Raw genomic sequence first — 25,240 nt, forward strand, 5'->3', positions numbered from 1 at the left:
AGCCGCCCCGGCCGAAAAAAGCCGCGCTATAATCGCGGCTCTGCCCGGCCCACGGCCGCGGCACGACACCCGAGCGGGTGTAGTTCAATGGTAGAACGGCAGCTTCCCAAGCTTCATACGAGGGTTCGATTCCCTTCACCCGCTCCACTCCTTAAATCCAGTGTGTTCCTGCCTGGAACTTAAATCCCACGATGAAGTTTCGGGCATTGCGCCCGCCGGTCTGCGCGGCGGGCGCTGGTCCGCTAGCAGTCAATATCCCAAATCGCCTTAAAAGCTCGGCTTGCGGGACTGGCTCTGCTCTACATATTTGATCCGCGCGTTCGTCCATGCCGGGTCATACATCTGGATGCTGACGCCGGTGTATTTCAATACCGCTTGCGTCATGTCCGTCGAGCAGCCCATGCCGGGGTTCGTGCTCGGCTTCTGGCACCACTCCAGGCTCAAAGCGTTGGGATAGTTGGACTGACGGCCGTATTTTTCCAGCACCGCTTTGCCCATCGCTTCCTTGTTGGCGGGAGTCCAGGGCAGCTCATACCGGATCTGCGACACCACCAGTGGCCGTTGCTTATCGACGGGCACGCGCGGCTCGAAATGAACGATGAAGTCGACGCCGTCCTTTTCGTAGCTGAAGTTCATCGGCATTTTGGTGTTCGTGACGGGGTTGTTAGTCGCGTAGCCAATCCGGATGTCTTCTTTGCCAACCTGAAAGTTCTTGGCGGCAGCGGCGAGCGCTTCGTCGAAGTCCATGCCTGTTTTGACGCCGGCGACGTCAAATGTGCGGGGGTCGACCGAACGCTGGGACGCGGCATTCGCGGGAGCAAAGACGACAGCGGTCAGCGCAGAGATGAGGAGTGCAGCTTTCAACTTCAAAATAAAGATCCTTTTCGAATGGCGCGGCGATTATCCGATCGGACCGTTATTGTGTCCCTAATAAAGTGCAACCAAACCTGTCATGGGAATTGGGACTGCTCCTTAGCGTGCAATGGCCGGGCGCGGGCCCGGCCCCGATATCAAACCGGCTGGCTCGGGTCCTCGGCCAGAAACCCCCCACTCTGATGCCGCCACAGCCGCGCATACACCCCATTCAAGGCCAGCAGTTCCGCGTGGCTGCCCTGCTCGATGATGCGCCCCTGGTCCATCACGATCAGCCGGTCCATCGCCGCGATGGTCGACAGCCGGTGCGCAATCGCAATGACCGTCTTGCCTTGCATGACCTCGTCCAGGCTTTCCTGGATGGCGGCTTCGACTTCGGAATCGAGCGCGCTGGTGGCTTCGTCCAGCAGCAGGATGGGCGCGTTCTTGAGCATGACGCGGGCGATGGCGATGCGTTGGCGCTGGCCGCCGGAAAGCTTGACGCCGCGTTCGCCGACCAGCGTGTCGTAGCCCTTGTTGCCGTGGGAGTCGCTGAGCTGCTCGATGAATTCGTCGGCCTGTGCGCGGGCCGCGGCGGCGCGGACCTCCGACGGGTCCGCGTCGGGACGGCCATAGGCGATGTTGTCGCAGATGGACCGGTGCAGCAGCGAGGTGTCCTGCGTCACCATGCCGATGGCGCTGCGCAGGCTGTCCTGGGTGACCCGGGAGATGTCCTGGCCGTCGATGCGGATCACGCCGCGGTCGACGTCGTAAAAGCGCAGCAGCAGGTTGATCAGCGTGGATTTGCCCGCGCCGGAGCGGCCGACCAGGCCGATTTTCTCGCCGGGCCGCACCGTGAGGCTCAGGCCGTCCAGGACCTGGCGTTCGTTGTTGTAGTTGAAGAAGACATTGTCGAACTCGACTTCGCCGCGGGTGACGCGCAGCGCAACCGCGTCGGGCGCGTCCTGCACTTTCGGCGGGTGGGTCAGGGTGCCGATGCCGTCCTGCACGGTGCCGATGTTCTCGAAGAGCGACGTCATCTGCCACATGATCCAGTGCGACATGCCGTTGACCCGCAGCGCCATGGCGGCGACGGCGGCGACGGCCCCGGTGCCGATCTCGTTGCCGTGCCACAGCCAGAGCGCGTAGCCGCCGGCCGAGGCGATCAGCGCGGTGGCCAGGATCTGGTTGAAGATCTCGAACTGGCTGACCAGGCGCATCTGCCGGTAGCCCGTCTCCTTGAAGTCCTCCATGGCCGCGCGCGCGAAGCGGGCTTCGCGGTTGGTGTGCGAGAACAGTTTGACGGTGGTGATGTTGGTGTAGGCGTCGGTGACGCGCCCGGTCATGGATGAACGCGCGTGCGCCTGGTCCTTGCCGACCTTGCCCAGGCGCGGCACGAAATACATCATGGTCAGCCCGTAGAGGGCCATCCAGGCGATGAACGGCAGCATCAGGCGCAGATCGAATCCGCCCGCCAGCGCCACGATGGCAAAGAAGTAGACGGCGATGCCCAGCACGATTTCGCAGAAGGTGAGCAGCACTTCGCGCACGGCCAGCGCGGTCTGCATGACCTTGGTGGTGACGCGGCCCGCGAATTCGTCGGAGAAGAAGGACAGGCTCTGCCGCAGCATCATGCGGTGAAAGTCCCAGCGCAGGCGCAGCGGCAGGTTGATGGCGAGGACCTGGTGCTGGACCAGGGTGCGCAGCGCGACCACGCCGACGCTGGCGCACAGCACGAGGGCGATGCCCCACAGGACGCGCCGCTCGTGCGCCGACGCGGGCTCTCCGGCGTGCCAGGCGGTCAGCATGTCGACGACCTGGCCCAGGAAGGCGAACAGCCACGCTTCATAGATGGAGACCGCCGCGCTCAGGACCGCCAGCGCGGCGATGTAGCGGCGCGATCCGTGCGTGCAGAACCAGAGGAACGCGAAGAAGCCCTTGGGGGGCGGCGGCACGTTCTCGGAGGGGAACGGGTTGAGCTGGCTTTCAAATCTGCGGAACAAGGCAGAGACTCCAAAATCTGGGGTAGTGCGGGGCAGCTGGACGGCGCCGGGGCCGAGGGCGAGCGCCGGGGGCGCGGTGCGTCAGCGATACCGCGTCGCGTCGACAAAAGCCGAAAAGGCGGGCGTCACGAAGATTACACCCCTCGTCAGGCGGGTCGCGGCGCGCCCGCGCTAACCCCGCAGCGCCCCGCGCGCGACGTGCCGCCGGAAAATGTCCGCCATGGTGGCCGCCGCCAGCGACAGCGGGGTGCCTTGCAGGGTCATGATGCCGATGCTGGCCACCGGCATGGGCACGTCCGCGCGGATGCGCCGGGCTTCGTCGCCATAGGGCTTGACGTTGAGCATGCCCGACGGACAGACGATCAGCGCGTCGCTGCGGGTCATCAGGTTCCACATGACGCCAAACGTGTCGCAGTCGATGACGCGTTCGGGTTCCGGCAGTCCGTGGGCGCGCAGGCCGTGCAGGAAGGCCTCGGTGTGGCTGCCGCCCGACACGTTGAGCAGCCATTCGCAGCCCCGGATGTCTTCCCAGCGCCGCGCCCGCGCCAGCGGATGGCCCTTGCGGCAGGCGATCATGAATTCCAGCGGCCGCAGTTCCTCGAAGTCGAATTCGTGCCCGCCGCCGCCGTCTTTCATGCGCGAGGCCAGCGCGAAATCCATCGTGCCGTTGCGCAGCGCGGGTTGCACGGCGGCCAGCAGGCCCTCCGAGACCTTGACCCGCGCGGCCGGCATGCGGGTCCTGAACTCGGTCAGCACATCCGGCAGCACGCTCAGCATGACCATGGGCGTCACGCCCACCGCCACCCGCGCCTGCGCGCCGCTGAGCAACTGGCGGATGTCCTGGCGCGCCAGCGCAAGCTGCGCCTGCGCCAGGCGCGCGCGCACCGTGAGATGTTCGCCGCATTCCGTCACGGCGATGCCCTTGGGGCTGCGCGTCAGGAGCGGGGCAGCCAGTTCGATCTCCAGCTCCTTGATGGCCTTGGTCACCGCGGCCTGGCTCAGGTGCAGGCTGCGCGCGGCGGCGCGGATGCTGCGCAGTTCGGCCACCTTTAGCCACGCCCGCAGATGATGGTCTTTCATGCGGGCTCCCGCCCTGACAACCTGGGGTGGTCACCTTAACAAAAATATAGCCTTCCGCGCAGCGGGGACGATCCCTAATCTTGAGGCGACAAGGAACCGGGCGCGATCCGCAGCCCGGTCCGACCGCCCTCAAGGAGAAAGCCATGCAAGTCTTCCCCAGCCGTATCCGCCGCGCCTTGTCGCTGCTGCTGGTCCTGTGCGCCGCGACCGGCGCGGGCGCCGCCCGGGCCGACTGGCCGGCGCGCCCGATCAAGCTCATCGTGCCGTATGCCGCGGGTTCCGGTCCCGACGTGGTGCTGCGTCCCATCGCCGACGCCCTGGGGCGCGAACTGGGCCAGCCGGTGATCGTGGACAACCGGGGCGGGGCCGGCGGCATCGTCGGCACGCAGGCGCTGGCGGCGGCGCAACCGGATGGCTACACGATCGGCTTCGGCAACATCGTCACGCTGGCGATCAACAAGAGCATGTATGCGAAGCTGCCCTATGACCCGCAGCGCAGCCTGGCGCCCGTCAGCCTGGCCATCAGCAATGCGCTGGTGCTGATCGCGCGCAATGACCTGCCGGCAGCCAATGTGCAGGAACTGGTCGCGTATGCGAAGCAGCACCCGGGCAAGGTCAGCGTGGGGTCGCTGGGGGTCGGGTCCAGCGCGCATCTGGCCGGCGAAATGCTCAAGAGCGAGACGGGCACCACCATGCTGCACGTGCCTTACAAGAGCGGCCAGCAGGCGGTGGTGGACATCGCGGGCGGACAGCTCGACGTGATGATCGACAACGTCGCGGGTGTGCTGCCGTTCATACGCGCCGGCCAGGTCAAGGTCCTGGGGGCGACCAGCCTCAAGCGCGTGCCGGTGCTGCCGGACGTGCCGACGCTGGACGAGTCGGGCCTCAAGGGCTTCGAGGTGGTGTCGTGGGGCGGCATCGTCACGCCCGCGGGCGTGCCCCAGCCGGTCATCGACAGGCTCAACGCCGCCATCGCCAAGGCGCTGCAGGACCCCGCCGTGCTCAAGCAGAACGAGACCCTGTCCGTGGATGCGACGCCCTCCACGCCCGCGCAGTTCGCCAGCCTCATCGCCGCCGAGATCCCGCGCTGGGCCGTGATGGTCAGGCAATCGGGCGCGTCGGCCGACTGAATACGCTTAGAACAGGAAGGAGACACCATGTCGAATGCACTCTGGCGCTGGAACGCGCTTGACCTTGCCCGCGCCATCCGCAGCGGCGAGATATCCAGCCGCGAAGCGGTCCAAAGCTGCCTGGACCGCGCCGGCGAGGTCAATCCGGTCTTCAATCCGCTGACCGAGCTTTACGCCGGACAGGCGCTGCGCGCCGCGGACGCGGCCGACGCCGCCGTGCGCGCCGGGCGCGGCCTGGGCATCCTGCATGGGGTGCCGGTGACGATCAAGGCCAACGCGGACCTGGCGGGCACCGCCACGACCAACGGCGTGACGGCCTACCGGGACCTCATCGCGCACGAGAACAATCCGGCCGTGGACAACTGGATCCGCGCGGGCGCGGTCGTCATCGGCCGCACGAACGTGCCCGCGTTCTCGTGGCGCTGGTTCAGCGACAACGACCTGCATGGCCGCACCCTCAATCCCTTCGATGCCGCGCGCACGCCGGGCGGATCGAGCGGCGGGGCGGCCGTGGCCGCCGCGCTGGGGATCGGCCCGCTTGCCCATGGCAGCGACCAGGGCGGCTCGATCCGGTATCCGGCCTATGCGTGCGGGGTGGCGGGACTGCGGCCGTCGCAGGGGCGGGTGCCGGGCTACAACGCCAGCCAGTTGTCGGAGCGGCCGGTGGCCTCGCAACTGGCCGCGACGCAGGGACCGCTGGCGCGCAGCGTCGCCGATCTGCGGCTGGGCCTGGCGGCGATGTCGGCCGGCGATTCGCGGGACCCGTGGTGGGTGCCGGCGCCGCTGGCGTTTGCGTCCGCGGCCGCTGAGCGGCGCGTGGCGCTCTTTACCGGCACGGCGCAATGGCGCGCCGACCCCGCGGTCGCCGACGCGCTGCAACGCGCCGCCGGCTGGCTGCAGGACGCAGGCTATATCGTCGAGGCCGCGGAACCGCCGCAGTTCGACGCCGCGGCCCGGCTGTGGCTGGACGTGTTGATGAACGAGGCCGCCGGTTCCATGCGGCGCGAGATCGAGCGCGCCGGAGACCGTGCGATCCAGAACGCCTACCAGAGCATGGTGGCGCACACGCCGCAGCGGGACAAGGACGGCTTCATCCAGGCGATGGCGATGCGCACGACGATCCTGCGCGAATGGGGCCGCTTCTTCGACCGCTATCCCGTGCTGCTGATGCCCGTGTCCTTCGCGCTGCCGTTTCCGGTGGATCTGGACCAGCAGGGGCCGGATGCGATGGCGGATATCCTGCGGGCCCAGAGTCCGCTGGTCTCGACGGCGATCCTGGGACTGCCGGGCTTGTCGGTGCCGGTGGGGATGGCGGACGGCGTGCCCGTCGGCGTGCAGGTCGTGGCGGGGCGTTTCCGCGAAGACCTGTGCCTGGCCGTGGGAGAGGACATCGAGGCGCGGGCGGGCTGGTCGGTGCTGGACCGGCTGACCGTTTGAGCCCGGCCTGCCAGTCTCAGCCCGACGCGCCGGCTGCCTGCACGCGCGCATGGACGGTCGCGCCCAGCGCCGCGCCATGCACCGCCAGATGGCCGCCCAGCTGGATGGCCTGCAGGATTTCCGGGCGCGACACGCCCTGCGCGAGCGCGTCGCCGATCAGCGCGCGCGTGGCGGCCATGTCGCCGTGCGTGAAGCAGGCGTGCAGGGCAATGCGCACCAGCATGCGTTCCGCCGCCGCCAGTCCGCCGGCCGGCGCGCCGCCTTCCAGGAAGTCGAGCAGGACGGCGACGTAGCCCCGGTCCTGCGCCGCCAGCCGCAACAGGCTGGGCGCCTGCGCCGGCCACAGCGCGGCGATGCGCGCCCGCATGGGGTCGTGCGCGTCCATCGCCGGTAGCGGCGCGGCCTCGTGCAGCAGGTCGGCGGCTTGCAGGACCGCGCTCAGTCCCTGCATCGTCACCAGGTGCAGCACGTCGAACACGTCGGCGTCGCTGGCGCCCGCCTCGCGCGCCATCCGCAGATGGGTCGCCAGTCCGGCTTCATACAGATGCGTCGCCGATGCGTCCAGCGCCACGTAGATGAGTTCGACCATGCGCGGCGTCAGCGGTCCGGTCCTGGCCGGATGGCCCGCGTATTCGGCATAGTGGGCGAGAAATCCCGGGTTGGCCCGCAGCATCGCGTCGGTCCACGGGCGCCAGTAGCCGCGCGCGGCGATGAAGCGCGCCTTGATGCCGTCCAGGTCGTTCAGCGGCTGCATAGCACTTGTCCGGTGAGGTACTGCGCCCGCGCGCCGGCGACAAAGCGCAGCAGCGGCGCCAACGCTGCGGGGTCCATGCCCGGCGCGACTTCCACCGCATTGATGCGACGCGCCGCCGGTCCCCACTCGCAGGCCAGCGAGGCCACGAGCATGCGCGCCGCGGCGTGGTCGCCGGCATGGTCCCAGGAAAGGTCCTCGTCGGCGGGCAGCAGCAGGGTCAGGCTGGCCGGTCCCTCAAGATCGAAGCGGCGCGCGGCCTGCAGCGCGGCCGCCAGGCGCCGGCCCGGCGGGCTGGACAGCACGGTCGCATCCAGGACCGCCGGATAGCCGTCGGGCGCGCCTTCGTCCGGCACAGGCGGCCAATCGCCGCGCACGGTCAGGGACAGGGGCGTATCCAGGGAAACGCAGGCGCCGCTGGCAGCCGGCCCATAGACCTGGCTGCCGCCATACACCGACGAGCCGCCGTCCACGCACAACAAGCCGCCCGCCAGGGGCGCGGCGTGCGTGCCGGCCAGAAAGGCCAGGGCGCACGCGATCTCGTCGGGGTCGGCCAGCCGGCCGAGCGGAATCTTGGCGACCGCGCGGGCCGTGTCCAGGCGGCCAGAGGCGATCAGGCCCGCCACCAGCTCCGTGCGCACATAGCCGGGACACAGCACGGTGACGCGCAGGTCGGCGTCGGCCTGCGCCAGCGCGCGGCTCTGCGCGATCAGGCCGGCCTTGCTTGGGCTGTAGCCGCCGCGCCAGGGGATGGCGCGCAGGCCCGCGCCGGACGCCACGTTGACTACGCGCGCGCCGGGCGCGAGCCGGTCGCGCAGCGCGGCCACCATGCGGGCAGGCGCCCGCAGGTTCAGGTCCAGCAGACGTTGCCAGTCTTCGTTCGATTGTTCGACGGTGGGGCGGTTGCTGCTGTCGGTCATGCCGGCGTTGTTGATCAGCGCGTCCAGGCGCGGCATGCCGTCGGCCAGCGCCGCGATCTGATCGGCGTCGGTCAGGTCCGCGATGCGCGCCACGTGCGCCTGCCCGGCCGGGGCAGGCAGGGCCGCGCACAGCGCCTGCAGCGCGGACGCGTTGCGATCCACCAGGATGCAGCGATGGCCCGCGGCTGCGAGCCGCCCGGCCGTCGCCCGGCCGATGCCGCTGGCCGCGCCGGTGAGCAGGACGGTATCCATCAGAGCGTGGTGAACGTGATGCCGCCGTCGACCACCAGCGCCTGCGCCGTGATGAAGCGGGCGTCGTCGCTGGCCAGAAAGGCGATGGCGTCGGCCACGTCGTCCACCGTGCCCAGGCGTCCCATCGGCGTGCTGGCGATGCGGCGCGCGTCGCGCTCGGCGTTGCGGTTGCGCTGCGTGCCTTCGGTCGGCACCGCCGACGGGCACACGGCGTTCACCCGGATGCGGCGCGCGCCCAGCTCGGCGGCGGCGGCGCGGGTAACGCCCAGCACCCCGGCCTTGATGCCGGAATACACCATCGAACTGGGGGCGGACTTGAGCGCCGCCGTGGAGGCCACGTTGACGATGGCGCCGCCGCGATCGGGGTCCATGACCTCGGCCGCCGCCTGGATGCCCCAGATGACGGCCTTGAAGCCGATGTCCAGCATGCGTTCCAGCGTGTCCGGCTGGATCTCGGCCACGCTCTGGTAGCGGACCCAGGCCGCGTTGTTGACCAGGATGTCCAGGCGCGAGGCGTGTTCGGCCGCCAGCCGCACGGCCTGGCCGATGCCCTCGCGCGTGGCGACGTTCTGCACCACGGGAAAGGCCTTGCCGCCTTCGGCGGCGATGGCCGCGACGGTGTCGTCCACCAGTTCCTGCTTGAGGTCGTTGACGCCGACCGTGGCGCCGCGCGCGGCCAGCAGGCGGGCCGTGGCCCGGCCGATGCCGGCGCCCGCGCCGGTGACGAGCGCGACGCGCCCGGCGAGATCATGTGCCATGGTGTTTTTTCCTATACCGATTGAATGAAGGCGCGCCCTGCGTCGCGCGACAGGCCCGCGAAGGCGGCGTCCAGCCTGCGCACGGCGCGCAGCGCCCGGTGCAGCGGCAATTCCCAGGTGAAGCCCATGCCGCCGTGCAGGTGGATGGCCTTCTCGATGACGAAGGCCGCGTTGGCGAGCGCCCCGGCCAGCGCGGGCCGCGTGTCGCGCGGCGCGCCGTACTCGTCGGCGTGCGAGGCGCGCCGGATCGCGGCGCTGGAAACGTCCTGCAGCAGCCGCATGCGGGCCAGCAGGTGGCGCACCGCCTGCTTGGCCGACAGCGGCCGGCCGAACTGCACGCGCGTGGCCATGTAGTCCGCCGCGGCCTGCAGCGCGCCTTCGGCCGCGCCGTTGGCGAACTCGGCCAGCAGCAGGTGGGCCTGGCGCCGCAGCGCGTCCCAGGCCTGTTCGTCCAGCCGCGCCAGCACGGGCGCGCCTGCCAGCGCGATCCAGGTTTGCGGATGCTCGGGGTCCAGCGCGGCCTGCGGTTCGTGCGGCAGCGCGCTGGCATCGATGAGGGCCGCGCCCGCGCCGTCCGCCACCAGCACCCAGTCCGCGAGGCCATTGTCGACGCGGGCATGGCCGGTCTGCAGGCTGCCGTGCCAGGCGATGCTGGCCAGGCGCTCGCCGGCGGCCAGGGCCGTGGCCTGCGGGGTGCCGGCCAGCGCGCGGGCGAGCAGGATCTGTTCGGGCAGCGGCAAGGGCAGGCGCAGGCGGCCGGCGGCGTGGGCGATAGGCAGCGCGAAGGCGAGGTCCAGGCCCAGCCCGCCGTCGTCCTCGGCCGCCATCACACCGCACAGGCCGGCCTGCGCCAGCACCTCGGCCATGGCGCGCGGATCGGCACGGGTCAGGGCGTCGGCGATGGCCGCGTCGGCGGCCTGCGCGAATTCCTCGGGACGCAGTTCTTCATGGCTCATGTCAGGTCCTTGGGCAGATTCATGACGCGCTGCGCGATGACGTCGAGCTGCACTTCGGTGGTGCCGGCGTAGATCGTCTCGGCGCGCGAGAAGAGGTAGGCGGTGGTAAAGGCTTGCTGGGCGCGGCGCGCGAGCGGACTGGAGTGGGGGCCGACCTGCGACAGCAGCGAGAGCGCGAGGCCGGCGAAGGCCTGGTGGCATTCCGACCAGTAGAGCTTGGTCAGCGAGCCGCGCGCGCCGATCGTTTCGCCGCGCAGCATGCGCGCGACGGTAAGTTCGACCAGGCCCTTGAGGCCATCGATCTCGCAGACCAGGTCGCCCACGCGGCGCTGCACGTAGCCGTCGTCCAGGGCGGGCGCGAGCTGCGCATCGGATTTGCAGGCGGCGATAAGCTGGCGCAGCTCGCATTCGAAGCGCCACGGGCGGTACATGCGGTTGGTGGCGCGTTCGATGGACAGGACGCGGATGGCGGCGTTCCAGCCTTCGTCGGGGGCGCCCAGCCGTGCGCTGTCGGGCACGACCACATCGTCGAAGAACACTTCGGCAAACGATTCCTTGCCGTCGATCGACTTGATGGGCACGACGCGGATGCCCGGCGTGTCCATCGGAACGGCGAACATCAGCAGGCCGCGATGCTTGTCGGCCACGGTGCCGGTGCGCGTCAGCAGCAGGCAGTAGTGGGCCTTGGCCGCGCCGCTGGTCCAGATTTTCTGGCCGTTGATGCGCCAGTGGCCGCCCTCCTGGACGGCCTTGGTGCGCAGCCGCGCCAGGTCCGAGCCGGCGTCGGGCTCGGAAAAGCCCTGGCACCAGAACTGACGCATCGCCAGGATCGCGGGCAGGAACGCCTGCTTCTGGTCTTCGGTGCCCACGGCCATGATGATGGGGCCGGCCAGTTCCTTGCCGATGGAGCTGACGCTTTCGGGCATGGGCAGCGCGCCGATCTCCTTGTTCACCGCCAGGTGCTCGCGCAGCGTCAGGCCGTGGCCGCCATAGGCCTTTGGCCAGGTCATGCCGGCCAGGCCCGCCTGGTACATGGCCGCTTCCCAGGCGCTGCTTTCGGCGAGGGTGGGGGCGCGCCAGTCCAGGCTGTCGGCGCGCATGGAGTCCGGCAGGTTGGCGCGCAGCCAGGTGCGCGCATGCTGGCGGTAGATATCGGGTCCGGCGGCCGGATCGGGCACCGCGACGTGGTGTTCAACTTGCATGGCTGTCCTCAGTGTGCGGGCGCGGCGCGCGGGATCATCAGCGCGTCCAGGACGACCACGCCTTGGCCCTGCGGCCGGACCAGGATGGGATTCATGTCGATTTCGGCGACGTCGTCGCGATGCCGGGACGCGAACTCCGACAATCGCGCCACGGCGCGCGCCGCGGCGGCGACGTCGGCCTTGGCCTGGCCGCGCGCGCCGTCCAGGATGGGGAACATCCTGAGCGAGCGGATCATCTCGGCGGCTTCGTCCTCGGTCACGGGCGCGGCCTGCACGGCGACGTCCTTCAATACCTCGGCATGGATGCCGCCCATGCCGACCATGACGATGGGGCCGAAAACGGGGTCCTGCGAGACGCCGGCGATCATCTCGGTGCCGCCGCCGACCATCGGCGCGACCAGCACGCCGTCGATGCGCGCGGCGGGGGCGTGGCGGGCGACGCTGGCCAGGATCTGGGCGTGGCCGCGGCGCACGGCCTGGGCGTCGGCCACGTTGAGCAGCACGCCGCCCGCTTCCGTCTTGTGCGCGACGTCCTCGGAGGCGATCTTCAGCACGACGGGATAGCCGATGGCCTCGGCCGCGCGGACGGCGTCGTCCGCGTCGCGGGCGATGCATTCCTGCGGCACGTCGATGCCGGCTTTGCCCAGCGCCTGCTTGGCGTGGAATTCGTTGCGGAATACGGCCGGGTCCACGGGCGCCACGGCGGGCGGCGCGAGGGGGGCGGCGGTTGCCGCGCGCAACCGGCCCAGCCGGACCAGGCCCGCCAGCCCGGTGGCCGCCGCGTCGATGCTGGAAAACACCGGAATGCCCAGCGCGTTGATCTGCGCGACGGCGTCGGCCGGGCCCTGGCTGATGACCATCAGCAGGCGGTCCGGATGGCTGGCGCGCACCTGCGCCAGGGCTTCGAGGTAGATGCCGCGCAGCCGGGTGTTGTAGAGCGACAGCGACATGAAGAGCGCGAGCGAACTGGCCGAGGGATCGTCCAGCAGGGCGCTCAGCATCTTCAGGAGAATGTCGGGGCGGCTGGACATCTGCGCGGACGCGTCCACCGGATTGCCGGTGCTGGCGGTGGGCACGGCGTCGAGGATGCGCCGCTGCGTGTCGGGCGCGAGCGCGGGCAGCGCGAGGCCGGCCTCGCTCATGGCGTCGGCCATCATGATGCCGAAACCGCCGGACGCGGCGACCAGCGTCACCGCGTCGTTGCGGGGCAGGCGGTCGGGCATCAGCAGCGAGGCCGCGTGGCCGATGTCGATCAGGGCCTCGACCGACCGCACGCGCAGCACGCCGTGACGGCGGAACACCGCGTCGATCACCGCGTCCGAGCCGGTGAGCGCGCCGGTATGCGAGGCGGCCGCGGCCTGGCCTTTTTCGGTGGAGCCGATCTTCAGGATGATGACGGGCTTGCCCTGCTCACGCGCCAGGCGCAGGGCCTCGATCAGCTTGCCGGCGTCGCGGCAGGTTTCCATGCAGCACAGGATGATGCGCGTGGCCGGGTCGTCGGCCAGCGCGGCGATGCCGTCGGCGGCGTCCACGTCGGCCTCGTTGCCGGTCGCGATGAAGCGGCTTACGCCCATGCCGCGCCGGGCCACGCTCTGCATGGTGTGGCTGCCCACGTTGCCGGACTGGGACACGATGCCCACGTGCCCGGCGGGCGGCATGTTTTCCTCCAGGGCGATGGAGAACGAGCCGATCAGGCGGTCGGCCACGTTGACGGTGCCCAGGCAGTTCGGGCCCAGCACACGCATGCCGTGGGCGCGGGCGATGGCGACCAGTTCGGCCTGCAGCGCGGCGCCTTCAGGGCCGGCCTCGGTGAAGCCGGCCGACAGCACGATGGCCGCCTTCACGCCGCGCGCGGCGCAGTCGCGCAGCGCGGCGGGCGTGGCGGCCGCGGGCACGGCCAGGATCGCGAGCCCGGGCGCCTCGGGCGTGTCCCGCACCGAGGCGTAGGCCGGCAATCCCTGGATGGCGCCGCCCTTGGGGTTGATGGGATACACGGCCCCGCGGTAGCCGTGCTTGATCAGCATGTGCACGGGGCGGCCGCCGATCTTGGTGATGTCGTCGGAGGCGCCGATCACGGCGATGCCCGTTGCCTCAAAAAAGGGGGTAAGCCCCGCGCCGGGGCGTTGCTGCTGCGTGCCCATGCTCAGCGCCCCTTGAACTGGGGCTGGCGCTTTTCCAGGAACGCCATGCGGGCCTCGCGCGCATCCTCGGTCTTGGCGAGCGCCATGGTGAAGTCCTGTTCGAAGCGATAGGCATCGCGCTGCGGCATCAGGTCCACCATGTTGGCCGCGCGCTTGGCGTACAACACGGCGAGCGGGGCCTTGGACGCGATTTCGTGGGCCAGCGCCAGCGCGGCGGGAACCAGCTGATCGGGCGGCAGCACGTCTTCCAGCACGTTGCGGCGCAGCAGGTCATGCGCGGTAAGCCTTTGGCCGGTGTAGAACATGCGGCGCAGCGTCGAGCGTCCGAACAGGGTGCGCAGCATCGAGGCGCCGCCGGCCAGCCCGACATTGATCTCGGGCATGCCGAACGTGGCGTTGTCGGACGCATACATGATGTCGCAGGCGGCCATGAGGCCCAGGCCGGCGCCCAGCGCCGCGCCGTTGACGGCGGCGATGACCGGCTTGGCGCATTCGCGGATGGCGTTGCCGGTTTCGCGGGTGATGCGGTTGTGTTCCAGGAAGTCGCCCGCGACATCGGCATCGGGACGGTCCTTCAGGTCCGCGCCGGCGCAGAAGACCTTGCCGCTGCCGGTCAGGACCGCGCAGCGGATGTCGTCGCGCTCGGAGATCTCGTCGAAGATCGCCACGATGCGGCGGCGCATGTCGCGGTTCAGCGCGTTGACCGGTGCGTGGTTCAGCGTGACCAGGGCGACGCCCTCGCTGACCTCGAATTTGACGGGGGTATCGCTCATGCCCGCACCTCGTTCGACAGGGTGGGGGGTGAGAGGCGCCGGGCGCCGCGGGCGTGCTGCATCGTAAGTCTCCTCGGGTCGGATTGACCGGTCTTGTCCGCTGTCCGCGCCCTGCGGCGCTGGACTTTTTTTTGATTTTAGGGAGGGGGTATGCGTCGATCTACGCCAAAAACGTTGGTTGTGTTCTGCAGGAATGCCGCATATTCCGCCGCGCCGCCAGCCGATACCATGACGCAGAAGCCTCGTCTGAAAGACCCATGGGACGAGAGGCCAGGAGACAAATCGGCAGATGCAGATCGAACGTATCGGAAGCCTGCGCGCGGCCCTGGGCGAATGCCCGGCATGGGACGCGGCGAGCGGGCGGTTGTGGATGGCGGATTGCCGCAAGGGCCTGATCCTGGCCGTGGCGCCGGACTCGGGCAGCGTGCAAAGCTGGCAGTTGCCCGCGCCGCTGGGATCCTTCGCATTCAATGGCGAGGACGAGCTGGTGGTCGCGCTGAAGGAGTCGTTTGCGCTTTTCCGGCCGGCCGATGGCAGCCTGCGCACGCTGGCCCGTATCGAGGACAGCCACCCCAACCTGCGCTTGAACGACGGCGCGCCGTTGCCCGATGGCAGCTTTGTGGCGGGCACCATGCACATTTACCGGGAGGCCGGCGAAGCCCCGCTGGGCGGGCTGTATCGCCTGGATACCGGCGGCCGGCTCACGCGGATCGCGCAGGGGCTGGGCGTGGTCAACGGTCCTGCCCTGCATCCGGACGGCGGGCACCTGCACGTCTGCGACAGCGCCGCGCGCAAGATCTACCGCTACCGGATGGACGCAGCGGGCGGGCTGTCCGCGCGCGAGGTCTTCGTCGACACGGACGCGCTGGGATCGGCGCCGGACGGCTGTTGCTTTGACCGCGACGGCGGGCTATGGACCGCGCTGGTCCACGCCGGCGCCATCGCGCGGTTCGACCGGGAGGGCAGGCTGGATGTGCGCATCGACCTGCCGGTCGCGCATCCGGCGTCGTTGTGCTTTGGCGGCGACGGCCTGACCGACCTTTACGTCACGTCGATCAGCGACAGCGGCCGCCTGTCGGCCCACGGCCCCCTGGACGGCGCGCTGCTGCGCCTGCGCGGGACCGGGTATGCAGGCGCGCCGCGTCCGCGCTGCCTGATCCGGCCCTGAGCCGCGCGGCCCGGCGTCATTCGCCGCTGGCGCCCGCCGGCTTGCCGTAGGCCGCAAAGCGCAGCTCGGCGCCCGACACGTGCGACGCCACGAAATCCAGGAACAGCCGTATCTTCACCGGAATCATGGCCGTGTCCAGGATGGTGGCGTACATGCCTTCTTCGAAGGTCGTGTTGGTGACGCGGTAATCCGGGCACAGCCGCACCAGCGTGCCGCGCTCGATGTCGTGGTGCACGGTGTAGTCATCCAGCAGCGCGATTCCTTCGCCCAGCCGCGCCAGTTCCAGCAGGGCCACGCCATTGTTGCTGACGTGCCGCGGCTTGATCAGGATTTCGTCGATGGCCTCGCCCTGCTTGAAGCGCCAGCAGTATTGGTCGCCGGGCAGCAGGTACGCCAGGCAGGCATGCTGGGCGATATCGGCCGGCTGCGTGGGCAGTTCCCGCTGCGCCAGGTACGCGGGCGAGGCCACCAGATAGCGCTCGCTCTTGAACAGGATGCGCCGCTTCAAGCCGGCCTCGACGGGCGGCGAAATGCGGAAATCGATGTCGAAGTTGTTGCGCCGCAGATCGGTCTTGGCTTCCGACAGCACCAGTTCAATGTGGATCTCGGGGTAGGCTTCGCGGAACGCGGCCACCAACTGCGGCAGCACGCCCAGTCCGAACATCATGCGCGAATGCACGCGCAGAATGCCCTTGGGCGCGGCGCGGATTTCGGTGATGTTGCGGTGCGCCTCGTTGATGTTCCAGAGGATGGTTTCCAACTGGCGGGCGTATTCCTGGCCGGCTTCGGTCAGCACGACCTGCCGCGTGGAACGCAGCAGGAGCTTCACGTTGAGCTCGCTTTCGAAGTCGGTGATCATGCGCGACACCGAGGTGGCGGAGATGCCGAACTGGCGCGCGGTTTCCGAGAAGCTCTCGGTCTTCGAGATCGACAGAAAGAGCTCCATTGCGCGCAGTCTGTCCATCATTCCTCCACTTTATGCAGCACAGAACGCCGCTTTTCTTGTATTCCAGCCCATGACTACCGGCCTCTAGAATTTCCTCAAGGATTCATGCATCAACGAGGAGACAATATGGAATTCGGCGTATTCATTCTGGCGCAGCAACGAGGTTACCACCAGTCCTCCACGCAAGTCATCAACAACTCCATCGAGCAGACGGTGGCGGCGGAGCAGGCAGGATTCGACGCGGCCTGGTACGCCGAGCATCACTTCAACAACTATTCGCTGTCGCCCTCGCCCCTAATGACGGTGGCCCATGCGGCGGCCAAGACCCGTCGCATCCGGCTGGGCACGGCGGTGTGCATCCTGCCGCTCTACCATCCGGCGCGCTTCCTGGCCGAGGTCGGGTTCGTGGACACGGTGTCCAACGGCCGCCTGGATCTGGGCGTGGGATCGGGCTACCAGCAATTCGAGTTCGAGCGCTTCGGCGTCCAGATCGAGGACTCGGGCGCGATCTTCAACGAGTTCCTCGACGTGATCCCTAAGGGGCTGACGCAGAAGATCTTCGAGCATGACGGCAAGTTCCTGAAGATTCCGCCCAGTTCGATCGCGGTGCGCTGCGTGCAGGACCCCATGCCGCCGCTGTGGATCACGTCGGGCAATCCGGTGACGCTGGGCCGCGGCGTGCGCGAGAATCACAACCTGTTCGTCACGGCGCTGCTCAAGGGCAACGACGCCATCGCGGAACTGCGCGGCCGGCTGGAGAAGGTGGCCGAGGACAACGGCAAGGACCTGGACCGCGACGTGAAGTTCGGCTTCCTGCGCTGCGGCTACGCCTCGGACAACAAGGCCGAGATCGATGCCTATCTGGATTGCGCGCGCTTCCAGCGCCGCATTTCCGAAAGCCTCAAGTTCCGCCGCGCGCAGAGCGACGATGGCTACATGGTCAAGGAAGTGCCTTCGGATACCGACCCGACCTTCGAGCAGCTTCGCAAGAACCTGCCGGTGGGCTCGGTCAACGAAGTCATCGACAAGATGCTGGAAGAAATCAGCATCCTGCGGCCCAAGCACATCGCGCTGCAGACGCAGCTTGGCGACTTCGACCAGAAGACGATGCTCAAGCAGATCGAACTCTGGGGCGACAAGATCATTCCCGCGATCCGCAAGGAAATCGGCAGTACGGCAGTGCTTGCCTGAAGGAGGGCGACATGCGTATCTACTTGAGCAATGCCGGCGCCATCGCGCTGCGCGACCCGGCGGATTTCGGCCGTCTCGATGTCATGGCGGACCCGCAGCCCGCCGACCGGCTGGAGCGCGCCATCGCCCGGATCGGCCGGCGCGAGGACGAGCGGCACGTGCGCCTGTCGCCGTCGGTGCTGCGCTTTCTGTCGCAGCACGCCGGCGATCCGGCCTGGGAGGCCGGCTTCTCGAAGATGGTGGATTACGCGGCGCGCCACGGATGGGTCGATGAACGTGGCGACATCCGCGCGCACATGGTCTTCAACGAGCGCGACGAGGTGGTGTCGGTCGACGATTTCAAGGCGGCCATGCGGTCGCTGCCGGCGGGCATCAGCGCCGTCAGCACCGGCGACGGCGAGGAGATGGCGGGCATGATCGTGTCCAGCCTCACGTCGATCTCCGCCGATCCTCCCATGGTGGGGTTCTTCGTGCAGCAGACCTCGTCGGCGCGCGAGCCGCTGCTGCGCAATGGGCGCTTCGTCGCCAACATCCTGGGCGAAGGCCACGGCGAAGTGATCGAAGCCTTTCTGAAACAGCCGCAGGGCCAGGCGCGCTTCGCGCAGGGCGGCTGGGTGCTGAACGAGCATGGCGCGCCCGTGCTGCCCGATGCGCTGGCCAGCATCGAATGCGACATCGTCTGCACCGAAAAGCTGGGCACGCACGATCTCATCGTGGGCAAGATCCGCAAGACCGCCTGCCGCGAGGCGCGGCCGGTGATCAACTTCAACGCGGCCACCCACTGCATCGCGCCGGCCCGGCTTCAGTAACGGACCGGGCAGGACGCCGCAAAACGCCACAGCCCGCCGAACGGCGGGCTGTGTTTTTTTTCTCTGCGCGATCAATCAAGGACGATGTGGTTTTCCTGGATGACCTTGCCCCAGTACTGGCGGTCGGATTCCAGTTGCGCCTCCAGGGCCAGCGGGCCGCCGGCTTTTTCGGTCTGCCCGTTGGCGACGAGCACCTTGCGGAAGCGCTCGGATTGGACCGTCTTGATGGCGGCCGCGGCGTAGGCCTGGACGATGGCGTCCGGCGTGCCCTTGGGCGCGTGCAGCGCCGTCCAGTAGCTGGCCTTGAGCTGTGGATAACCCAGTTCGGTGACGGCGGGCACGTCCGGCAGCGCGGGGTCGCGCTGGTCGGTGGTCAGCGCCAGGATTTTCACCGCGCCGGCCTTTTGATGGTCGGCCAGCGCGATGGGCGTCATGTACGAGAGGTCGTTGCGGCCCGTGATGAGGTCGATCAGGCTGGTCGGCGTGCTCTTGTAGGGCACGGCGGTCAGCGGGATGCCCAGCGTCCTGGACAGGATTAGGCCGTACAGGTCGGTGACGCTGCCCGGTCCCAGCGACCCGTAGGTCAGCGCGCGGTTTTCCTGCTTCGCGTAGGCGACCAGGTCGGCAATGGAGTTCACGCCCAACTTGGACGGCACGGTGATGGTCAGCGGGCCGTCGAACATCATGGCCACCGACTTGAAGCTGTCAAAGCCGTAGTTCAGGCGGGGGCGCAGCAGGATGTTCAGTGACACCGGCCCGGACCCGCCCATCAGCAGCGTGCTGCCGTCGGCCGGGGCGCGCGCGACCTGGGTCGCGCCGATGATGCCGTTGGCGCCGGGCTTGTTCTCGACGATGAAGTTGATGCCCAGTTCGGCGCTCATGCCCTCGGCCAGCAGGCGCGCGAAGTTGTCGTTGGGGCCGCCCGGCGCGTAGGGCACGATCAGGGTCACGGGCTTGGCCGCGGCGCGCAGCGGCCGGGCGAGCATCATGAGTGTGCCGGCCGCGATGAAGCCGCGGCGCGTGAGCTTGAACATTGTCTCTCTCCTGGTTCCCGCCGCCATGCGTGGCCGTGCCTTGCGCGGGCCGGCTCTTATGGTTGTGCGCTGGTGGCTGGGTCGGCCGGCAGCGGGCCGCCGGCCATGGGTTGTCTCAGTAGCCGATCATAATTTTTATCGGCCTGATCGATTACCCCGTCGATATGCAGAACTGTTCTGCGCGGCGAGCATGACTGCGGCCCGCCATGGGCGGCCGTGGCGGATTATGCCGCATCGGCGCGGACATCGCCGGCGCCGCGCGCGTGCCTGGCCGCCTCCCGGCTGATCTTCGCGCACCGGTACAGCGCGTCCTTGTCCAGCACCGTCAATCCGCCGTAGTGCGTTTGCAGGACCCCCGCCCGCGCAAGGCGGGTCAGCGCGGTGTTGCAGCGCTGGCGCGAGACGCCGCACAGGCCGGCGATCTCTTCCTGCGAGATGCGCAGACGCCCCTGCGTCCCCGAATGGACCTCGGCGTCCAGTTGCGCCGCCACGGCGCGCGCCACGGTGGTGTCCACGTCCAGCAGCACGTTGCCGGTGTAGCAGCCCATCAGCCAGTTCACCCGCTGCGCCAGGTGCGTCATCAGCGCCTTGGTGAATTCGATGTTGTGGTTCCACAGGCGCTCGCAGGTGTCGCGCGGCAGGATCACGATGCGGCTGGGCCGCAGGGCCACCACTTCGTACTCGAAGCGTTCGCGGCGGATCATGGTGGCCTCGCCGAACCAGCTTCCGGTGCTGAAGCCGGCCAGCGACAGCGTGCGGCCGTCGGTCCCCGGTGACGACCACTTCACCAGGCCTTCGACCACGCCATACCAGCCGAGCGACCGCGAGCCCGCGCGAAACAGGTATTCGCCCGCCGCCAGCGACACCGTGCGCAGTTCCGAGCGCACCACGCCGCGCTCCAGCGCCGGCAGGCCCTTGTACCAGGGCACCACGTCCAGCATCTTGTCCACGGGGCAGCGCGCGGGCCGGCGGTTCGCGGTGGACGATTCGTTGCCCATCAGGGCAGGCGGTTCGCGCATGGTCGTTCCCTGTATGGAGATGAATGCGGCCCAGGTAAACCCTAGGGTTCTTTGTCAACATGATGACTGTCCGAGGGGGCAGCCGGGCCGCAGAATGGTTGACGCCCCATGGGCCAAAAACCATAAGAGGAGACCGGTATGTTGTCAATGCCACGCCTGTTGTCCACCACCGCCATCGCCTGCGCGGCGTCCGCCGCGCTCCTGCCCATCCAGGCCGCCCAGGCGCAGATTTCCGACGACGTCATCCGCATCGGGTTCATCACCGACATGTCCGGCGTCTATTCGGGCCCGGACGGCCCCGGGGGCGCGGAAGCCATCAAGATGGCGATCGAGGAAATGGGCGGCGAGATCAACGGCAAGAAGATCGAGCTGCTGACGGCGGACCACCAGAACAAGGCCGACGTGGCCTCGGCCAAGGCGCGCGAATGGTTCGACCAGCGCGGGCTGGACATGCTGATCGGCGGCACCAATTCCAGCACGGCGCTGGCCATGTCCAAGGTGGCCGCGGACAAGAAGCGGCCCATCATCGTGGTGGGCGCTGGGGCGCCCGCGCTGACCAACGAGCAGTGCACGCCCTATACGCTGAACTACGCCTACGACACCGTCGCGCAGGCGCGCGGCACGGGCGCGGCGGTGGTCAAGGCCGGCGGCAAAAGCTGGTACTTCCTGACGGCCGACTATGCCTTCGGCCATGCGCTGCAGGCCGACACCACCACCGTGGTGAAGTCGGGCGGCGGCACGGTGGTGGGCAGCGTCAAGCATCCGCTCTCCGCCAGCGATTTCTCGTCGTTCCTGCTGCAGGCGCAAGCCAGCAAGGCCGAGATCCTGGCGCTGGCCAACGCGGGCGCGGACGCGACGAACTCGATCAAGGCCGCCAACGAGTTCGGCATCACCAAGTCCATGAAGCTGGCGGGGATGATCATGTTCATCAACGACATCCACGCCATGGGGCTGCCCGCGGCGCAGGGCATGTACCTGACCGACAGCTGGTACTGGAACGCATCGGACGAGACGCGCGCCTGGGGCCGCAAGTTCTTCGAGCGGCGCCAAGCCATGCCGTCGTCGCTGCAGGCGGCGGACTATTCGGCGGCGCTGCAGTACCTGCGCGCCGTCAAGGCCACGGGCACCGACGACGCGGACCGCGTGCTGGACTACCTGCGCGGGAACAAGCTGAACGACATGTACATCAAGGACGGCGTGGTGCGGCCCGATGGCCGCGTGGTGCACGACATGTACCTGCTGCAGGTCAAGAGCCCCGAGCAGTCCAAGGCACCTTGGGATTACTTCACGGTCGTGCAGACCATCGACGGCAACCAGGCCTTCACCAAGCAGTCCGAAAGCCGCTGCGCCCTCTGGAAATCGTAGGAGACTGGGCATGTCCAAACGCAAAGTGATCGTGACCATCGCTCCGACCGGGGGCATGGCGCTCAAAAGCCAGAATCCGCACCTGCCGACGCAGCCCGCCGAGATCGCCGAGGACGTCTACCGCTGCTACAACGCGGGCGCCAGCGTCGTCGCGCTGCATGCGCGGCGGCCGGACGATCTTGCAACCTGCGACGCGGCGGTCTACCGGAAGATGAACCAGCTCATCCGGGAGCGCTGCGACATCGTGCTGAACAATTCCACGGGCGGCGGGGTGCACGGCGACATGGTCGCGGAAACCTCGCCGGGCACGTGGGAGATCCTGTGGGACGAGCGCGTCAAGGGCATGGATGCGGGCGCGGAAATGTGCACGCTGGATGCCACCACGCTGAACCTGGCGTTCGGCGACCGCGAATACCTGATGAACACGCCGCTCAGCAAGGGGCGCGAGCTGGCCGCCGGCATGAAGGCGCGCGGCATCAAGCCCGAGTGGGAGGTGTTCAGCCCCACGCACATCCTGCAGGACGTGACCACGCTCATCGGCGAGGGCCTGGACGAAGGGCCGCACTTCATCAACCTGGTCATGAACGTGCACCGCAACTTCCAGAACGCCATGCCGTTTTCGCCGCGGCACCTGCAGATGATGGTGGACCTGCTGCCGCGCAACAGCATCTTCTGCGTCAGCGGCATCGGACCCGCGCAGCTCGAGGCCAACATCAGCGCGTTGCTGCTGGGCGGCCATGCGCGGGTCGGGCTGGAGGACAACCTGTATTACCGGCACGGCGAGCTGGCCACCAATGTGCAGCTCACCGAGCGCATCGTGCGCATCATCCGCGAGATGGACATGGAACCCGCCACGCCCGCCGAGGCGCGCGAGATCCTGGGCCTGCCCCTGAAAAGCGGCGTCCGGCCCGAGTTCGCGCGCTGACGAACAAGCCGGCAGGCGCGGCATGGGGCCGCGCCGCCGGTCACCCATCCATCGGGGAAGGACATGATCGAATCGTTGAAGGGGGCCCGCGTCCTGATCACTGCGGGCGCACAGGGCATCGGGCTTGCGATGGCGCGCAAGTTCGTGGAATCGGGCGCGGACGTGCACATCTGCGACGTGGACGCGCAGGCGCTGGAGGCGGCCCGTGCCAGCCTTCCGGCCTTGGGCGCGAGCCTGACGGATGTCTCCGACGAGGCGCAGGTGCTGAAGATGTTCGACGCGCTGGCGCGGCGGTGGGGCGCGCTCGATGTCCTGGTCAATAACGCGGGCGTGTCCGGCCCGACCAGCCGTCTCGAAGACACGGACCTCGCTTCCTGGCGGAACACGCTGGAGGTCAACCTGACCGGCACGTTCCTGTGCGCGCGCAGCGCGGTGCCGCTGCTGCGGGCCGCGGGCGGCGGTTCCATCGTCAATATCTCTTCCGTCGCGGGACGCCTGGGGTTTTCCCTGCGCACGCCCTACAGCGCCAGCAAGTTCGGGCTGGCCGGCCTGACCCAGACCTGGGCCATGGAGCTGGGGCCGTCGAACATCCGCGTCAATTCGGTGCTGCCGGGCGTCGTGTCGGGCGACCGGGTGGAGCGCATCATCGCCGCCCGTGCGGCGGCCGGCGGGGTGAGCAACGACGCCATGCGCGAGCAACTGGTGGAAAAGGTGTCGCTGCGCCGCATGACGCGCCCGGAAGACGTGGCGAACCAGGTGGCGTTCCTGTGTTCGGCCGAGGGGGCGATGATCAGCGGGCAGAGCATCTCGGTGTGCGGCAACGTGGAGTATCTGGGCTGACGCCGGGCGGGGCGGGTTGCCCCCCCGTTGCCAAATCCCGTGACCCCGGTCCATAATCTGCGCTTTGTTAATTGATAACCGTTCGCATTATTAATGATGCGGACGGGTGTCGCGTGCGGGCGGGATCGTGAGCGGATCGGAAGGGGTGTCCCAGGACTTCGAAAGCCTATACGGCAATCATCACGGCTGGCTGGTGGCCTGGGTGAACTGGCGGCTGGGCAACGCGGCCGATGCTGCCGACCTGGCGCATGACGCATTCGTGCGCCTGCTGACCCGTCCGTGCAAGTTCGACAACGCCCGGCATGCCAGAACCTACCTGCGCCGGATGGCCAACGGCATGTGCATCGACCTGTGGCGCCGCCGGGACCTGGAGCAGGCCTGGCTGGACGCCCTGGCCGCGCAGCCGGAGCCCACGGTGTCGTCCGCCGAAGACCAGGCCATGGTGCTGCAGGCGCTGGGCGAGATCGACGCCATGCTGCGGGGCCTGCCGCCCCGGACCGCCCACGCCTTCGTCATGGCGGTGGCCTGCGAAATGACCGACCAGGAAGTGGCCGACGTGCTCGGCGTGTCATCGCGCATGGTCCGCAAATACGTCGCCCAGGCCATGCTTTGCTGCATGAAGCTGGAGGCCCGCCTGGCGGGCGGGCTCGCGGGCGAGCCGCAGCCGGGCGCGGCATGAGCGCCGCGCAGGGGCGCGAGCCCTCGCATCGCGTCATGCAGCAGGCCGCCGAATGGTATGCGTTGCTGCGCTCGGGCGAAGCCTCGGCCGCCGAGCGCCAGCAATGGCAGCAGTGGGTGGAGCGCAAGGCGGAACATCGCGAGGCCTGGGGTTACGTGGAGCGCATCGGCCGCCGTTTTTCGCCTTTGCAATCCAGTCCGGACCGGGATGCCGCCGTGACCGCGTTCGGCCAGGCCGCGTCGGCTGGGCGGCCCGGGCGCCGGCAACTGCTGCTGGGGCTGGCGGGTGCGCTGGGCATCGCCGGCCTGGGATGGACCGCGTGGCGGCAGACGCCGCTGCCCATCGTGGCCTCGACCTGGGGCGCGGATCAGCGCGCGGGCATCGGCGAGACCCGACGGGTCGCCCTGGCCGACGGCACCGAGGTCTGGCTCAAGGCCCTGAGCGCCTTCGACGTCGACTATGGCGCCACGCTGCGCCGCCTGCAGCTTGTCGCGGGCGAGTTGCTGATCGCCACCGCCCCGGACCCCGCGCGTCCGTTCGTGGTCGACACCGCGCAGGGCCGGCTGCAGGCCCTGGGCACGCGCTTTACCGTGCGGGGCGAGGAAGACGGCGTGGTGGTCGCCGTGCATGAGGGGGCCGTGCGGATCGACACGGCGGTCAGCCGCGCCAGCGGCATCGTGCCGGCGGGGCGCCAGGCCCGGTTCACCGCGGACACGCTGGACGCGATCCTCCCGGTGAACCCGGCGCGCGAGGCCTGGACGCGCGGCGTGCTCGTGGCCGACGACACGCCGCTGGCGGACGTGGTGGCGGAATTGCGCCGCTACCACTTCGGCCACCTGGCGGTGGCGCCGGAGGTGGCGCGCCTGCACGTCTTCGGCAGCTATCCGCTCCAGGACACCGGCCGCGCGCTGGACATGCTGGCCTCGGTGCTGCCGGTCCGGGTGCGCCGCACCCTGCCCTGGTGGATCAGCATCGAACCGCGCGCCTGAAAAAAATGCGCCGGGCGGTT

At 68.9% G+C, this 25,240-nt stretch carries 23 protein-coding genes and 1 tRNA gene; 11 read left to right on the forward strand and 13 right to left on the reverse strand.

Annotated features, from left to right (window positions below; genetic code table 11):
* Positions 1-73: 73 nt before the first annotated feature.
* Positions 74-147, forward strand: a tRNA-Gly gene (locus BMW75_RS19965).
* Between the two features lie 120 nt (positions 148-267).
* Here BMW75_RS19965 and BMW75_RS19970 read toward each other — a convergent pair.
* From BMW75_RS19970 to BMW75_RS19980, 3 genes are all read right to left on the reverse strand, one after another.
* Positions 268-870, reverse strand: a complete 603-nt coding sequence (locus BMW75_RS19970; protein ID WP_092581567.1) for a hypothetical protein — start codon at positions 868-870, stop codon at positions 268-270.
* Positions 871-1,010: 140 nt separating this feature from the next.
* Positions 1,011-2,855, reverse strand: a complete 1,845-nt coding sequence (locus BMW75_RS19975; RefSeq protein WP_092581568.1) for an ABC transporter ATP-binding protein — start codon at positions 2,853-2,855, stop codon at positions 1,011-1,013.
* Between the two features lie 171 nt (positions 2,856-3,026).
* Positions 3,027-3,935 (reverse strand): LysR substrate-binding domain-containing protein, encoded by a 909-nt coding sequence (locus BMW75_RS19980; protein ID WP_092581569.1) that lies wholly within the window; start codon positions 3,933-3,935, stop codon positions 3,027-3,029.
* A gap of 143 nt (positions 3,936-4,078) precedes the next feature.
* Here BMW75_RS19980 and BMW75_RS19985 point away from each other — a divergent pair, with 143 nt between their 5' ends.
* Both BMW75_RS19985 and BMW75_RS19990 read left to right on the forward strand, forming a co-directional pair.
* Complete coding sequence (locus BMW75_RS19985; protein ID WP_092581570.1) at positions 4,079-5,065, forward strand: Bug family tripartite tricarboxylate transporter substrate binding protein; 987 nt, start codon at positions 4,079-4,081, stop codon at positions 5,063-5,065.
* Between the two features lie 27 nt (positions 5,066-5,092).
* Positions 5,093-6,502: an amidase family protein gene (locus BMW75_RS19990; protein ID WP_092581571.1), complete on the forward strand. Its 1,410-nt coding sequence runs from the start codon at positions 5,093-5,095 to the stop codon at positions 6,500-6,502.
* Between the two features lie 16 nt (positions 6,503-6,518).
* On the opposite strand, the gene BMW75_RS19995 is transcribed toward BMW75_RS19990, so the two are convergent.
* From BMW75_RS19995 to BMW75_RS20025, 7 genes are read right to left on the reverse strand one after another with little or no spacing between them, the layout of a single operon-like run.
* Positions 6,519-7,256 carry a carboxymuconolactone decarboxylase family protein gene (locus tag BMW75_RS19995; protein ID WP_092581572.1) on the reverse strand — a complete coding sequence of 246 codons (738 nt, stop codon included), beginning with the start codon at positions 7,254-7,256 and terminating at the stop codon, positions 6,519-6,521.
* Entirely contained in the window at positions 7,244-8,425 is a 1,182-nt protein-coding gene (locus BMW75_RS20000) for an SDR family NAD(P)-dependent oxidoreductase (protein ID WP_092581573.1), read from the reverse strand. The genes BMW75_RS19995 and BMW75_RS20000 overlap by 13 nt, the downstream gene beginning before the upstream one ends.
* Entirely contained in the window at positions 8,425-9,183 is a 759-nt protein-coding gene (locus tag BMW75_RS20005; protein WP_076517098.1) for an SDR family NAD(P)-dependent oxidoreductase, read from the reverse strand. Before BMW75_RS20005 ends, BMW75_RS20000 begins: the two co-directional genes overlap by 1 nt.
* An 11-nt stretch (positions 9,184-9,194) precedes the next feature.
* The gene (locus BMW75_RS20010; RefSeq protein ID WP_092581574.1) at positions 9,195-10,139 is read right to left on the reverse strand and encodes an acyl-CoA dehydrogenase family protein; all 945 of its coding nucleotides are present in this window, start codon (positions 10,137-10,139) and stop codon (positions 9,195-9,197) included.
* Positions 10,136-11,341: an acyl-CoA dehydrogenase family protein gene (locus BMW75_RS20015; RefSeq protein ID WP_092581575.1), complete on the reverse strand. Its 1,206-nt coding sequence runs from the start codon at positions 11,339-11,341 to the stop codon at positions 10,136-10,138. The genes BMW75_RS20010 and BMW75_RS20015 overlap by 4 nt, the downstream gene beginning before the upstream one ends.
* Positions 11,342-11,349: 8 nt before the next feature.
* Positions 11,350-13,482, reverse strand: a complete 2,133-nt coding sequence (locus BMW75_RS20020; RefSeq protein ID WP_092581576.1) for an acetate--CoA ligase family protein — start codon at positions 13,480-13,482, stop codon at positions 11,350-11,352.
* A 2-nt stretch (positions 13,483-13,484) separates the two neighbouring features.
* A complete protein-coding gene (locus tag BMW75_RS20025) occupies positions 13,485-14,255 on the reverse strand; it encodes an enoyl-CoA hydratase/isomerase family protein (protein ID WP_092581577.1) in 771 nt (256 codons plus the stop codon).
* Positions 14,256-14,544: 289 nt separating this feature from the next.
* On the opposite strand from BMW75_RS20025, the gene BMW75_RS20030 reads away from it, so the two are divergent.
* Positions 14,545-15,423: an SMP-30/gluconolactonase/LRE family protein gene (locus BMW75_RS20030; protein WP_092581578.1), complete on the forward strand. Its 879-nt coding sequence runs from the start codon at positions 14,545-14,547 to the stop codon at positions 15,421-15,423.
* 16 nt (positions 15,424-15,439) lie between these two features.
* Here BMW75_RS20030 and BMW75_RS20035 read toward each other — a convergent pair whose 3' ends face one another.
* Positions 15,440-16,387, reverse strand: coding sequence for a LysR family transcriptional regulator (locus BMW75_RS20035; RefSeq protein WP_092581579.1), 948 nt, complete (start codon positions 16,385-16,387; stop codon positions 15,440-15,442).
* Between the two features lie 108 nt (positions 16,388-16,495).
* Here BMW75_RS20035 and BMW75_RS20040 point away from each other — a divergent pair, with 108 nt between their 5' ends.
* Positions 16,496-17,560 carry an LLM class flavin-dependent oxidoreductase gene (locus BMW75_RS20040; RefSeq protein ID WP_076517086.1) on the forward strand — a complete coding sequence of 355 codons (1,065 nt, stop codon included), beginning with the start codon at positions 16,496-16,498 and terminating at the stop codon, positions 17,558-17,560.
* A gap of 11 nt (positions 17,561-17,571) precedes the next feature.
* Positions 17,572-18,369, forward strand: a complete 798-nt coding sequence (locus BMW75_RS20045; RefSeq protein ID WP_092581580.1) for a flavin reductase family protein — start codon at positions 17,572-17,574, stop codon at positions 18,367-18,369.
* 71 nt (positions 18,370-18,440) lie between these two features.
* On the opposite strand, the gene BMW75_RS20050 is transcribed toward BMW75_RS20045, so the two are convergent.
* Together BMW75_RS20050 and BMW75_RS20055 are read right to left on the reverse strand one after the other, a co-directional pair.
* Positions 18,441-19,403: a tripartite tricarboxylate transporter substrate binding protein gene (locus BMW75_RS20050; protein WP_092581581.1), complete on the reverse strand. Its 963-nt coding sequence runs from the start codon at positions 19,401-19,403 to the stop codon at positions 18,441-18,443.
* 224 nt (positions 19,404-19,627) lie between these two features.
* Positions 19,628-20,422, reverse strand: a complete 795-nt coding sequence (locus tag BMW75_RS20055; protein WP_254792077.1) for a Crp/Fnr family transcriptional regulator — start codon at positions 20,420-20,422, stop codon at positions 19,628-19,630.
* 147 nt (positions 20,423-20,569) lie between these two features.
* Here BMW75_RS20055 and BMW75_RS20060 point away from each other — a divergent pair, with 147 nt between their 5' ends.
* The 5 genes from BMW75_RS20060 (at position 20,570) to BMW75_RS20080 (ending at position 25,220) form a co-directional block, all read left to right on the forward strand.
* Positions 20,570-21,787 (forward strand): ABC transporter substrate-binding protein, encoded by a 1,218-nt coding sequence (locus tag BMW75_RS20060; protein ID WP_092581601.1) that lies wholly within the window; start codon positions 20,570-20,572, stop codon positions 21,785-21,787.
* A 10-nt stretch (positions 21,788-21,797) separates the two neighbouring features.
* Complete coding sequence (locus tag BMW75_RS20065; protein ID WP_092581582.1) at positions 21,798-22,712, forward strand: beta-keto acid cleavage family enzyme; 915 nt, start codon at positions 21,798-21,800, stop codon at positions 22,710-22,712.
* A gap of 63 nt (positions 22,713-22,775) precedes the next feature.
* Entirely contained in the window at positions 22,776-23,552 is a 777-nt protein-coding gene (locus tag BMW75_RS20070; protein ID WP_092581583.1) for an SDR family oxidoreductase, read from the forward strand.
* Between the two features lie 145 nt (positions 23,553-23,697).
* A complete protein-coding gene (locus BMW75_RS20075; protein WP_083714193.1) occupies positions 23,698-24,231 on the forward strand; it encodes a sigma-70 family RNA polymerase sigma factor in 534 nt (177 codons plus the stop codon).
* Positions 24,228-25,220, forward strand: coding sequence for a FecR family protein (locus BMW75_RS20080; protein WP_092581584.1), 993 nt, complete (start codon positions 24,228-24,230; stop codon positions 25,218-25,220). Before BMW75_RS20075 ends, BMW75_RS20080 begins: the two co-directional genes overlap by 4 nt.
* Positions 25,221-25,240: the final 20 nt, after the last annotated feature.

Source organism: Achromobacter sp. NFACC18-2, from assembly GCF_900108985.1.
In the GTDB taxonomy this organism is placed as follows: Bacteria; Pseudomonadota; Gammaproteobacteria; order Burkholderiales; family Burkholderiaceae_B; genus Achromobacter.

Coding starts and splice junctions, on each gene's coding strand:
- BMW75_RS19980 (WP_092581569.1), bottom strand. CDS start 3,935: ATGAAAGACCATCATCTGCGGGCGTGGCTAAAGGTGGCCGAACTGCGC.
- BMW75_RS19985 (WP_092581570.1), top strand. CDS start 4,079: ATGCAAGTCTTCCCCAGCCGTATCCGCCGCGCCTTGTCGCTGCTGCTG.
- BMW75_RS19990 (WP_092581571.1), top strand. CDS start 5,093: ATGTCGAATGCACTCTGGCGCTGGAACGCGCTTGACCTTGCCCGCGCC.
- BMW75_RS19995 (WP_092581572.1), bottom strand. CDS start 7,256: ATGCAGCCGCTGAACGACCTGGACGGCATCAAGGCGCGCTTCATCGCC.
- BMW75_RS20000 (WP_092581573.1), bottom strand. CDS start 8,425: ATGGATACCGTCCTGCTCACCGGCGCGGCCAGCGGCATCGGCCGGGCG.
- BMW75_RS20005 (WP_076517098.1), bottom strand. CDS start 9,183: ATGGCACATGATCTCGCCGGGCGCGTCGCGCTCGTCACCGGCGCGGGC.
- BMW75_RS20010 (WP_092581574.1), bottom strand. CDS start 10,139: ATGAGCCATGAAGAACTGCGTCCCGAGGAATTCGCGCAGGCCGCCGAC.
- BMW75_RS20015 (WP_092581575.1), bottom strand. CDS start 11,341: ATGCAAGTTGAACACCACGTCGCGGTGCCCGATCCGGCCGCCGGACCC.
- BMW75_RS20020 (WP_092581576.1), bottom strand. CDS start 13,482: ATGGGCACGCAGCAGCAACGCCCCGGCGCGGGGCTTACCCCCTTTTTT.
- BMW75_RS20025 (WP_092581577.1), bottom strand. CDS start 14,255: ATGAGCGATACCCCCGTCAAATTCGAGGTCAGCGAGGGCGTCGCCCTG.
- BMW75_RS20030 (WP_092581578.1), top strand. CDS start 14,545: ATGCAGATCGAACGTATCGGAAGCCTGCGCGCGGCCCTGGGCGAATGC.
- BMW75_RS20035 (WP_092581579.1), bottom strand. CDS start 16,387: ATGGACAGACTGCGCGCAATGGAGCTCTTTCTGTCGATCTCGAAGACC.
- BMW75_RS20040 (WP_076517086.1), top strand. CDS start 16,496: ATGGAATTCGGCGTATTCATTCTGGCGCAGCAACGAGGTTACCACCAG.
- BMW75_RS20045 (WP_092581580.1), top strand. CDS start 17,572: ATGCGTATCTACTTGAGCAATGCCGGCGCCATCGCGCTGCGCGACCCG.
- BMW75_RS20050 (WP_092581581.1), bottom strand. CDS start 19,403: ATGTTCAAGCTCACGCGCCGCGGCTTCATCGCGGCCGGCACACTCATG.
- BMW75_RS20055 (WP_254792077.1), bottom strand. CDS start 20,422: ATGCGCGAACCGCCTGCCCTGATGGGCAACGAATCGTCCACCGCGAAC.
- BMW75_RS20060 (WP_092581601.1), top strand. CDS start 20,570: ATGCCACGCCTGTTGTCCACCACCGCCATCGCCTGCGCGGCGTCCGCC.
- BMW75_RS20065 (WP_092581582.1), top strand. CDS start 21,798: ATGTCCAAACGCAAAGTGATCGTGACCATCGCTCCGACCGGGGGCATG.
- BMW75_RS20070 (WP_092581583.1), top strand. CDS start 22,776: ATGATCGAATCGTTGAAGGGGGCCCGCGTCCTGATCACTGCGGGCGCA.
- BMW75_RS20080 (WP_092581584.1), top strand. CDS start 24,228: ATGAGCGCCGCGCAGGGGCGCGAGCCCTCGCATCGCGTCATGCAGCAG.